Origin of the sequence: Mesorhizobium sp. M0664 (assembly GCF_040320565.1) — a bacterium.
Lineage (GTDB): Bacteria > Pseudomonadota > Alphaproteobacteria > Rhizobiales > Rhizobiaceae > Mesorhizobium.
In genome coordinates this window covers 1-10,603 of the sequence record NZ_JAMYPW010000084.1, presented here as the reverse complement: position 1 = coordinate 10,603, position 10,603 = coordinate 1, and the positions used below count along the sequence as shown (strand labels likewise).

Annotated in this window: 11 protein-coding genes and 3 pseudogenes; 7 read left to right on the top strand and 7 right to left on the bottom strand. The window is 58.0% G+C overall.

The features are described 5' to 3' along the window. Window positions 1–620: 620 nt before the first annotated feature. Window positions 621–818 (bottom strand): annotated as a pseudogene (locus tag NKI39_RS33570) (ATP-binding protein); the annotation flags it as partial. Between the two features lie 177 nt (window positions 819–995). On the opposite strand from NKI39_RS33570, the gene NKI39_RS33565 reads away from it, so the two are divergent. Genes NKI39_RS33565 through NKI39_RS33555 form a run of 3 tightly spaced genes read left to right on the top strand, consistent with a single transcriptional unit; the run spans window position 996 to window position 4,078 of the window. Beyond that, complete coding sequence (locus tag NKI39_RS33565; RefSeq protein WP_352837357.1) at window positions 996–2,243, top strand: ABC transporter substrate-binding protein; 1,248 nt, start codon at window positions 996–998, stop codon at window positions 2,241–2,243. A gap of 59 nt (window positions 2,244–2,302) precedes the next feature. After that, window positions 2,303–3,238, top strand: a complete 936-nt coding sequence (locus tag NKI39_RS33560; protein ID WP_352837354.1) for a carbohydrate ABC transporter permease — start codon at window positions 2,303–2,305, stop codon at window positions 3,236–3,238. Between the two features lie 3 nt (window positions 3,239–3,241). Next, window positions 3,242–4,078 (top strand): carbohydrate ABC transporter permease, encoded by an 837-nt coding sequence (locus NKI39_RS33555; protein WP_352516335.1) that lies wholly within the window; start codon window positions 3,242–3,244, stop codon window positions 4,076–4,078. Between the two features lie 152 nt (window positions 4,079–4,230). Here the strand turns inward: NKI39_RS33555 and NKI39_RS33550 are convergent, their stop codons facing one another. Next, on the bottom strand, window positions 4,231–4,407 hold the full coding sequence (locus NKI39_RS33550; protein WP_352837351.1) for a hypothetical protein: 177 nt from the start codon (window positions 4,405–4,407) through the stop codon (window positions 4,231–4,233). A 110-nt stretch (window positions 4,408–4,517) separates the two neighbouring features. Then, window positions 4,518–4,878: pseudogene (locus NKI39_RS33545) on the bottom strand (ATP-binding protein); the annotation flags it as partial. Window positions 4,879–4,990: 112 nt separating this feature from the next. On the opposite strand from NKI39_RS33545, the gene NKI39_RS33540 reads away from it, so the two are divergent. Together NKI39_RS33540 and tnpB (NKI39_RS33535) are read left to right on the top strand one after the other, a co-directional pair. Beyond that, complete coding sequence (locus NKI39_RS33540; protein ID WP_352837348.1) at window positions 4,991–5,371, top strand: transposase; 381 nt, start codon at window positions 4,991–4,993, stop codon at window positions 5,369–5,371. Then, window positions 5,368–5,604: an IS66 family insertion sequence element accessory protein TnpB gene (gene tnpB / locus NKI39_RS33535; RefSeq protein WP_352458498.1), complete on the top strand. Its 237-nt coding sequence runs from the start codon at window positions 5,368–5,370 to the stop codon at window positions 5,602–5,604. Before NKI39_RS33540 ends, tnpB (NKI39_RS33535) begins: the two co-directional genes overlap by 4 nt. On the opposite strand, the gene NKI39_RS33530 is transcribed toward tnpB (NKI39_RS33535), so the two are convergent. The 4 genes from NKI39_RS33530 to NKI39_RS33515 form a co-directional block, all read right to left on the bottom strand. Beyond that, on the bottom strand, window positions 5,597–7,267 hold the full coding sequence (locus tag NKI39_RS33530; RefSeq protein WP_352837344.1) for a recombinase family protein: 1,671 nt from the start codon (window positions 7,265–7,267) through the stop codon (window positions 5,597–5,599). The two genes, tnpB (NKI39_RS33535) and NKI39_RS33530, sit on opposite strands and share 8 nt — an antisense overlap. A gap of 61 nt (window positions 7,268–7,328) precedes the next feature. Next, complete coding sequence (locus tag NKI39_RS33525) at window positions 7,329–7,646, bottom strand: recombinase family protein (RefSeq protein WP_352837340.1); 318 nt, start codon at window positions 7,644–7,646, stop codon at window positions 7,329–7,331. Between the two features lie 295 nt (window positions 7,647–7,941). Continuing rightward, a complete protein-coding gene (locus NKI39_RS33520; protein WP_352458899.1) occupies window positions 7,942–8,394 on the bottom strand; it encodes a helix-turn-helix domain-containing protein in 453 nt (150 codons plus the stop codon). Window positions 8,395–8,569: 175 nt separating this feature from the next. Next, window positions 8,570–8,845 carry a DUF5372 family protein gene (locus NKI39_RS33515; RefSeq protein WP_352496118.1) on the bottom strand — a complete coding sequence of 92 codons (276 nt, stop codon included), beginning with the start codon at window positions 8,843–8,845 and terminating at the stop codon, window positions 8,570–8,572. A 38-nt stretch (window positions 8,846–8,883) separates the two neighbouring features. Between NKI39_RS33515 and tnpB (NKI39_RS33510) the strand changes: the two genes are divergently transcribed. Next, complete coding sequence (gene tnpB, locus NKI39_RS33510) at window positions 8,884–9,042, top strand: IS66 family insertion sequence element accessory protein TnpB (protein WP_352458948.1); 159 nt, start codon at window positions 8,884–8,886, stop codon at window positions 9,040–9,042. Window positions 9,043–9,115: 73 nt separating this feature from the next. After that, window positions 9,116–10,603 (top strand): annotated as a pseudogene (tnpC, locus tag NKI39_RS33505) (IS66 family transposase); the annotation flags it as partial.

Genomic DNA, 10,603 nt, shown 5'->3' with positions numbered 1-10,603 from the left:
TCTAACGTCTCGATTGGTCATGGCACTTCCCCTTCCACGGGAATCGGTGATCGCAACGTCACCACCGTGCCATGGCCGCTCGCCCCTCAGAGCAAGAGCCGTTCTCTCTCCAAAACTTTTTGCAGAACCTTCAGCACACTATCGCTTGGCAGCAACCAGATCGATCGGCTGAAGCCGCACGGAACTGGATGGAGTAACGGGCCTCTGGCGCCGCGGCCAGAGGCCCTTACCCCCACGTAGATGCTCTCATCCGCGGTTGCATACCGCCTCCCGTTCAGGGAGCGTCGCGAATGGTGATGACGCTGCAATGATCGAGCAAGCGATCCAGGATTGCGGTGGTCACAACGGCATCGTACCAATATGGTCGATGACGCCCGAACAACTAACCGCAACCGCCAACCAATAAGGGGGCAGTTCTTCATGTCGCCCAAGGGGTCAACTTCCGGCGTCGCTTGACACGGACTAAATCGCGGCCAGCCTCGTGGACGTCCGGTACCATCCCGCCCGATGGAGCCCTGCCAGACTCTCGTCGGTTTGTTTTGACGCGTTCGGCCCATCCCTAGGAATCAGGCGGGCTCAATTCTTGCAGTCGTGACCAGGATCGCGGATCTGCCGGGCCATCATGTGCAGTGCCGCGGCGCGCCGGGTGCTCTGATTTGACGGACCGGGTGACGAAGGAGCCATTTTGTGATGGAGGCTTTTGATCGCAAGTGTTCGGGCATGAGCTCGGCGTGCTGGCGCAGCCGATAACTCGATCCTTCGACCTGGACGACGACCGCATGGTGAAGCAGGCGATCGAGAAGTGCGGTTGCGACGACAATGATGCAGCCCTTGCCGGGACCGCCTCCTTAGGGGAAGATTTGACTGGATCGTCGTCCACCGTTGCTGCTCCTGCAGAAAAGCATTGACAATCTAGTGTAGATAGAATAGCGTTCTCATAGGAATGGAGTTTTTCGGCAGTCGCAGCAAATTCTGGTAGGCAGAAGGAGAACGCAATGAAGGGAACTAGACTGTTGCTCGCAATGGGCTACGCCATCGCCTTAGGCATTTGCGGTGCGACGGAAGCCGCTGAGGTTACTTATCCCTCCTGGCAGTGGGGAGAATCCGCGAACGCTGCACTTCTTAACAAGGTCAAGGAGAAGTTTGAAAAGGACAATCTAGGGGACGCGCTTAGGTCAATCTCCGTTCCATATGATGGTTTTTTCGACAAACAGTATTCGGAAGTACGAGCCGGCAGTCCTGCTGACATCGTTAGTCTGTTTGACCCAGAAATGGCTTCTTACGTTAAGCAGGAGCTGCTGGAGCCTCTTGATCAGTATCTAGCAATGGCTGGCGTGTCCCCTGATCGGCTGAGCGCTTCTCACAAAATTGCGATCAGAGATGGTCACGTATACGGCGTTGCATTTCAGACAAATCCGCGCGCTCTACTGGTGAATGGAAAGCTACTGAAAGACGCCGGCGTGGCCGTGCCGACGAACCTCGATGAATTCCTTGCTGCGTTAAAGAAGCTTCGAGACCCTGTTAAGCAGCAATTTGGCTTCTATAGTCTGTCGACGAGCGGGCCTGCTCAGGATGCTTATCTCCAGACCGCGCCGATCGTCCTAGGGTTCGGAGGGAGTTGGTTTAAGGCGGGCCAGCCAACGGCAAACGACCCAAAAACAATCGCAGCCCTAAGATTCATCAAGAAAGTCTATGATGACGGTTTTGTACCCCGAGTCGATAGCAGAGCAGCCCAGCAATTGTTTATCAACGGCAAAATTGCGTCGTTCATCGTTGGGCCCTTTCTCGTGGGCTTTGCTGCCGAGCAGAACAAGGCGACCTACGAGAACATAGAGGCCACCATACCGCCTTTTCCTGGAAAGCAGGCAGCCGCGGTCACCGTCTTCCTTGGCATACCAAAAGCTGCAAAAAACAAAGATGCAGCCGGACGATTCATCGCTACCCTTTTAAAGCCCGAAATGCAGAGGAGCGTTGTGGAGATTATCAAAGCACTTCCCGCTGTTAAAGGCTCGATTCCGACTGGGTTCGTGGATCAAAATCCTTGGTTCGGGGCGTTTGTCGAGGCGGGGGACCATGCTGTATCCTATGCGCCCGAGGGGATGGAGGAATACGGTCCTGAGATCTATAACCTTATTGGACCTGCTATTGAAGATATACTGTTCAATAACGCGGATGTCGAGCGGGTTGCCAACGATTTGCAAGCTGAACTTGAAAAGTTCGTTTCTGGTAAAAAGGCGAACTGATATCATAGCTGACCGGCCCCGTGGGAGCCGGTTGGTGAATGCTGAAGTAAGGATAGCCAATGGCCAAGGCAATTTCAATATCCATGGCGTCGTCGAAGGACGCCCCACGGCGGTTCGCCCTAAGTTGGAGTAGGCGCGAGCAATTGACTCCGTTTCTGTTCCTTTTCCCGTGTGCGATTGCGCTCACAATCGTCTATTTCTACCCAATATTCGAAGCAATAAAGACCTCATTTGAATCGGATGATATCTCTTCAGGCGGTTCAACGTTTGTTGGTTTCAAGAATTATGCCGAAATTGTTTCAAGCGTATACTTTTATCATGCGCTATCAATATCTACGATATACACGGTAGGCAATGTAATACTTGTCTGGGCGTTTGGCCTCGCTGGCGCTTTACTGGTTCATGGGAACTTTTCTGGCCGCTGGTTTTTTCGATGTGTATTGCTTTTGCCGTGGGCAGTACCATATGTTGCAACCGCTCTAATATGGTCATGGATGTTCAACTACGAATTTGGCGTTCTCCGTTATCTCACAATGGCATTTGCTGGCGTTGCACCAGACTTCCTCAATCAGAATCCCTACGCACTCATGTCCGTCACTGGAGTTTCAGTTTGGAAGGCATTCCCGTTCGGCATGGTAATGTTGCTGGCAGGCCTTCAGTCGATTCCCAAGGACCAATATGAGGCAGCAGTTGTCGACGGCGCAGGCCCTGTCTCACAATTCCTTCATGTTACATTGCCCGGACTTAAGACAATCAGCATCTTTCTTATGCTTCTGGTCGCGATATGGAGTTTTGGAAGAGCATTCACCATTATATACGTTTTGACCGGCGGCGGTCCTGCGAGGGGAACCGAGAACGTCGTCATCAGGGCCTATAATGAGGTATTTCGTTTTTTTCACCCCGGGACTGGCGCCGCGTTAGCGACGATTATTCTGGCAATATCCCTAGCGTTTTCGGCGATCTACCTAGCCATTCTGTATCGCTCGGAGGAATAAACGATGCGTAGAATAGCTAAGAAGCGGCTGAAGCGCCTGTTATTTTGGTCGGTTTTGGTCGTAGCTTGTATCATTTCGCTATTTCCCGTCTACTGGATGGTTCTTACATCGCTCCAAACGACGGAAGAAGTATTCGCAGTTCCACCTCATTTTATACCGGGCTTACGGTTCGATAACTATATAGCGGTTATACTGAATACCGACCTGCCGCTGTGGTTGGGCAACACCCTTATCGTGTCCCTCGGGTCGACAGTTTTGGCCTTGCTCGTCGGGACTCCCGCGGCTTTCGCACTTTCCCGCTTCCGATATCGAGGACGGGCATTCTCCTCGTTGCTGATACTTACGACGCAGATGATCCCAACGCTGGTCCTAATTATCCCGCTGTTCCAGATTTTTGTGCAGCTCGGAATTAGAGACACGCTGATCGGTCTGATCCTTGGAAACTTCGCTTTCATGCTTCCTGTCGTCGTTTGGATGATGAAGGCGATGTTCGACGGTGTTCCGCAAGAAATTGAGCAGGCTGCACGGATTGACGGGGCGTCGTGGTTCCAGATAATGATCCATATAACGGGGCCGTTGGTTGTACCTGGGCTCGCGGCGACCACGATTTATGCATTTCTCGATGCCTGGGACGAGTATATGCTAGCAAGGACAACCATAACCTCACCCGAGAATTGGGTGGGATCCCTTGGCGTTGCGTCATTCGTTGGGCAGTATTTGACGCCCCTGAATCTCGTTATGGCTGCCTCAGTGTTGTTCTCGTTGCCGCCAATCCTTCTGTTTTTGCTGATCCAGCGACAGTTTGTAGCAGGCCTAAGCGCGGGAGCAGTTAAGGGCTGATGCGCCGCTTCGGGCCTGCATGGAGCAGTAGAACGGCGCTTGGAGAGATCTGTCCTATGCAAAAGGGCGTGCCGGTCCAACGGATTGGCCGACTGTTTGGAAACGCATCTGACCCTGGGCGATCAGGGCTTCTGGTCGCGCCTATGTAGCCGTCAGGACCGCTTCGTGTCGGGCCTCGAGGCAAACCAAGATTGGGATACCCGCGAAAGCCAGTCGCTCAAGGCGCTCCGGCCGATATGCGTCGACCGCTCGACTGCCAGCCGCTCCATCATCTCGTTCAGGCTGATGTCCTTGCGCTCATCGATCAGCCCGACGATGTTCATGAGCATGGAGTGCGCATTTCGCAAAAGGCGGACAGGGGTTACGCTAATTCCCGGACATTGGTTTCGCTAATGTCGGGACAGTTTGGCTGCGTTGGTCGTCGGGTGCCTTGTTGCGTTCATGGATGATTGATTTCGCCGTTTTCGGTGCCGGTCAAGAGGGGTGCTGCTTTTGCTTTCGCAGCTATCGCCCTGGAGCACGATGCGGTGGGCGTTGTGAACGATCCTGTCGAGAATGGCATCGGCGACGGTAGGGTCTGCGATCAGGTCATGCCATCTGGCCACTGGGACCTGGGCGGCGATCAGGGTGGATTTGCGGCGATAGCGTTCCTCGACGATTTCGAACAGATGGAAGCGTTGTTGATCGGTGAGGGAGTGGGTTCCGAAGTCATCGAGGATGAGCAGTTGTGCGCGGGTGAGGTTGTCGATGAGGCGTGGAAAGCGGCCATCGAGACGGGCCAGCGCCAAATCCTCGAACAGGGTAAGCGCCAAGCTGACCCCATCTGGCGCGGCTTGAGGTGATGAGCGAGACATACTGACACTGAAGCAAGGAGCCGAGGAGCTTGCAGTGTCAATTTCTATGTCTGCGCCTATGCCTGATGATAGAAGTTTCCATGTTCTTGAAGCGGTTGCCAACCGACTGGAGGCAAGCCCGCAGCGTCCGCGCCGGCGCTGGTCGGCGGAAGCGAAGTCGCGGCTGATCGCGGCGACACTGAAGCCGGGCGCGAATGTATCGGCCATTGCCAGACAAGCGGGGATGGCGCCGGCCCAGCTGTTCGGCTGGCGGAGCAAGGCGATCAAGAGCGGTGCGGTCACGCCGCGGCGAGATGCGGATCGGCTTGGCTTTGTCGAGGTCACCCAAGCGGCGTCTTCGGCAGTGGAGATCTGTTTGGGCGATGTGGTCATTCGGGCCGGCGCCGACGTCGGCCAGGATCATTTGGCCAGGATTATCCGGGCGGTCCGCCAGGCATGATCCCGGCCGGCGTGAAGGTGTTGGTCGCCAGTCATCCCGTCGATTTTAGAAAAGGTCCCGACGGCCTTCTGGCACTGGTGCGCGATGCCGGTTCGGATCCGTTCAACGGCGCGCTTTATGTCTTTCGCGCGAAAAGAGCGGACAGGATCAAGATCGTCTGGTGGGACGGCAGCGGCGTGTGTCTTTATGCCAACGATCTGCATTCATACTACGTCCCTTTCGTCTTCAGTTGAGAGTTTTTGCCTGGCTGGCATTTTGCCTTCGTGCGGCAGCGCGATCGACGAGCCGGTTCCATCGGCTGCATTGTTTTTGCGGTAGATCCGAAACGGGAAGTTCGTACAGGCAATAGTGCCCGTTGTAGGCGTGGCTGGCGATGAGGCCATGTTTGGCCCATCGGGTGACGGTGTGCTCGTGGATATTGAGACGCGCGGCCGCTTCCTGTTTTGTCAGCATTCCACGTTCCCGCAGGCGGTCATAGCGAGAGCGCAGCTTGTATTGGTGAACGAGATAGGCAACTCGCAAGGCCGTGAAGCGGGCGGTGTGGTGACCGCGGCGTGCGGCCTCGCCGGGACGGTATCCTTGCTGGTTGAGCAGTTCTGCGATCTCGGAATAGATGTGGTCGTCGAGGAGTTTATCGACCAGTTCGACGATGCCGGGCTGCGTCTTGACCTGCTGGGCGGAAGATTTTGGGCTCAAGGTTGTGAGCGTCTGGATCTTGCCGCCTTTGAATCGCACGTGAACCTTGGTGGTTCCTTCCGCCGGCAGCTTGACGAGAGTGACATCCTCGATGATGTGGGCAAGGAGTCGCTTGCGTTCGCGGTTTGGTGTGTCGGGATCCGCCCAGAGCTTGTTGAAATCCACCGTCATTGCGACCAGCCGCTCGCGGACAGCTTCATCAAGGATGAATTGATCGTGCTCCCGGGCACGCTCACGCTCTTCGCGGGCCTTGGCCAAAATACGGAGCTTCTCGTTCCATTCGCCTTCGAGCGTGTCGGCGACGAGACGATTGTCGGGATCGACCAGCATGAAACGGCGCTGGGCGAGATCGGCCTCGATCTGGGCGCGCTCGACCGCGCGACAGCGCAGCCGATCTGCTTCTTCATGCCGGGCTTGGATCTCCTTACGGACGTCGAGCGCCAGTTCGACGGCGGCCGGCGTCATCTGCTCGGCAATCAGCCTGCCGATGGCTTCATCGACAGGAGGCCCGGCGATCGACTGGCACAAGGGGTCACCGCGATAGGTATGGGCGCGATCGCAGATGTACCAGGCTTCCTGTCGGCCGCGCCGGGCAGCGTAGCGAACCCGGAAATGCCGGCCGCATTGCCCACATACCGCCCGACCTTGCAGCAGCGCCGGGCCTTCTCTTGGGATTGACGCTCGTGCCGCGTCATATCCTTGGCCGTTCGCCTTGAGAATCTTCAGGTTCTCCTGATGTTGTTCCCAGCTGATATAGCCGGGATGCGCATCGGGAATGCAGGCCGGCCAATCATCATTAGTTCGCGCACGCACAGTCTTCTTGCCGTCGATGGTGCGCCGATAGTGTCGCCGCCCATAGGCATAGGCGCCGGCGTAACGCGGATTGTTCAGGACGCGCACCGCGGTCGATGCGGTCAGCGGCCGAAACACCGTCTGACTGTTGTGCAGGCGTGACGGGAACAAAAGGCCTTCCGTGCGAAAGGCCTTGACGGTCTGGGAGGCGGATCCGACGCGAGCGAACGTCTCGAAGAAATGGATGATCGTCTCCCTGACTTGCGTGTCCGGATCGAGCACCACATTGCCGGAATGGTCATAGACCAGCCCGGTTGGCAGGGGACAGCGAAACTCGCCGCGCCTTGCCTTGTTGAGGATGCCTCCGCGCAGCCGTGCCTTGATCACATGCAACTCTGCTTCGCTCATGGTGCCCTTGAGACCGAGCAGGAGCCGGTCGTTGAAGCCTGCGGGGTCATAGACGCCGTCTTCATCGAGGATCAGGGTGTCGGCAAGAGCGCAGATCTCCAGCAGGCGCTGCCATCCCGGCGCGCCCCATGCCGACGTCGCTGACCAAACGCTGAAACCCCTCGCGCCAGGCCGCCGAAGCACCGGATTCACCCTGATCATTGTCGACGACGATAATCTGCTCGTCCCGCCAGCCGAGGGCGACCGCACGTCCACGAAGCGCATATTGCCGCCTGGCGCTCTCGGTGTTCTCGATGACTTGCCGCATCGAGGATTGGCGGATGTACAGGTAGGCGCTGCGTTCGACGTGATGAGGCTGGACTTTAAGGTGCGCATTCATGGTGACCTCCGGTCGTGGATGCTCATGGCTATTGTCGCAAGGACGTGAACGACGGCTGCGTGCCCGCCGTGCGTCGGCCAGGCGGTCGACGGTGGATGACTTTGTTCTTGCAGGGGATTTGCTGCTGCGGCCAGCGTCTGTGCCCATCCCCACATGCCCCGGCGCAGAAAGAGCATGAGGCCGCTACGAGCCTTGAGAGGCAGAGCTTCGCCGAGGGCTGCCCCGCGCAGCACCTCATACTGGGCCGCAATGGCCGACGACAGGATCGACGAACGCACCGATGCCGCGGCAATGTTCACCTGCCGGTTTTTTTTAATACCCGCTCGATCGTCCTGGGATGAAGCTCGACATCGAGTTCGCGGCGGACCAGCTTCGCCAGCTCCCGAGCACGAACGGGTTCGCCCGGGCCCAACTGCGCCTGAAGAAACGCCAGGACTTCGTCGTCGATTTTGTGGGGACCGCGGGGGCCCGGCTTCTTTGGTACCAGTCCCGCAATCCCGGCTGCGTCGAAGCTCGCCCTTGCCTGGTAATAGGTCGGCCTGGAAACGCCATACTCGTCGGACGCCACCGTCACCGACATGTTGTCGACGGAGACGCGCCGCAGCATCTCGTATCTGACCTGCACGGCGTCGTGCGGATCGAAGAACTCGCTGTCGCTGAACTTCGGATCGCCCACCTTCTCGGGGTTTGGATTGAAGGTGCCTTGTTCGATGAGGGCCTCCGTCTTCGAGCGCTTGCTGTCGGACATCGCCGGCTCCGAGTGTGGAAAGAAGCATAATCGTAAAGATATTTATGCCGCTATTAGCATCGATGTCAAGGCGGCTTGTGCGATCAATGCTGAACGTGTAGCCGAGATGCTGGGTATGCTCGTCATACAACCCTCCTGCGGCATAATCCGCCTTACAGATGCGGCATAATTATCCTTACAACTTGTCGAGTGATCGCGAAGCCGATTTACCAGAAAGGCGCCCGACCAGACTGGCCAGCTCCAGCAAGTCGACAGTACGCAAGAGCGCCCGCCCATTCCCCATGACAACTTCTGGATCCGGGTTCGCAAGATCAGTCCATTGCGGGGGAACAGACCACACGGCAGTATCGTCGGCCTGCAGCAAAAGGCGTTCGCCATGCCGATTGTATCGCCTGCCGACACATGGCAGCAGCCGCGAGAACAGAGGATGAAACGGATGCGTGATCCGCACTAATTGCGTAACTGCGTTCGTAGAGTCTGCATTCCCAAGTGAGGTACAAGCGGCTGGATGAGGCGAAGTTCTGCTGGCCGCGGATCGGCCACCACCGGGTCCAGCTCAATCATGCTCAGCTCATGGCTCTGGTTGACGGAATGGACTGGAAACGGGTTCGAACGGAGACCGTCAGGCGGCCGCAATCGGTTGGGTAAAACCCTGCGGCATGATGAATCAGGGGCCTGAAAACGCGGGAAAATTGCCCGCGAATATGCTCTGATTTTGGCCATGTCGGCACCCGATCTCGCGCTCCCGGACGACGTTGACGCGCTCAAGGCGATGGTTGTTGCCATGGCCGAAAAAGCCGCCGGTCTGGAAGAGCGTAATGCCGATCTCGAAGCCCACAATACGCATCTCGAGTTGGTCAACAAGAGCGCCGAGGAGCGGATCGCACGACTGACGGCGGTGGTGAAGATGCTGGAGCGGGCGCGCTTCGGCAGCCGCTCCGAAAGGTTGCGGGCCGGTGCGCTGAGCGAGGAGCAGTACGCTCTGGTCTTCGACGAGATCGAAACCGGCGTGGCGGCCATCCAAGCGCAGATGGAGAAGTCTGCGGGCGGCTCGAAAGCGAAGCGCGCCCCGCGCCCTCGCAAAGGCTTTGCGGCCCATCTCGAACGGGTCGAGTGGTTATCGAGCCCGAAACGCCTGCTGGCTGCGAAGCGCTGGAAAAGATCCTGATCGGCGAGGACGTCTCCGAACGGCTCGATGTCACCCCGGCGAAGTTCCGGGTGATCGTCACGCGTCGCCCCAAATATGCCTACAAGGGTTGGGACGGCGTCATCCAGGCAGCCGCGCCCGCCCGCATCATCGAAAGCGGCATTCCGACCGAAGCGCTGCTGGCGCAGATCGCAGTGTCGAAATACGCCGATGGCCTGCCGCTCTACCGCCAAGAAGCGATCTATGCCCGCGATCAGGTCGAGATCGACCGGTCACAGATGGCGCAGTGGATGGGCAAGCTCGGCTTCGAGCTCGAGCCGCTCGCCGATTACGCACTGGCTCGCATCAAGCAGGGGGAGCGGGTCTTCGCCGATGAGACCACGCTGCCAACGCTGGCGCCGGGATCTGGCAAGGCCAAGACGGCCTACCTCTGGACCTATGTCCGCGATGATCGGCCCTTTGGCGGCAGTGGACCGCCCATCGTCGCCTACCGCTTCGAGGACAGCCGCGCCGGCGAATGTGTCGCCCGTCATCTGGACGGCTATCGCGGCATCCTGCAAGTCGACGGATACGCCGCCTATAACCGGCTGGCCCGATCCGATCGGGGCAATGACGGCGTGATGCTGGCGGCGTGCTGGTCGCACGTGCGGCGCAAGTTCTACGAACTGCATGCCGCAGGCTCCTCCGTTATCGCCTCGCAGACGGTGGCGCAGATGGCCCCACTGTGGGCCGCCGAGGAGGCCGTACGCGGCCAGGACCCGGCAGTACGGATTACTGCGCGTCAGGAGAAATCCGCCGCCATCGTTGCCGCTCTCTTTGCGCTGTGGGAAAAGGAGCTGCCCAAGCTGTCGGGAAAATCGAAGCCGGCCGAGGCGATCCGCTATGCACTCGGCCGGGGTGCCGCGCTGGAGCGCTTCCTCACTGACGGCCGGATCGAAATCGACTCCAACACCGTCGAGCGCGCCATCCGGCCGCAGGCGAAGACCGATTCATTATGCACCTCCTTTTCAAATGGCGGAAAACAGCGATTCCTGGTTGTCGTCGTGGATGCGATGCGGAGTA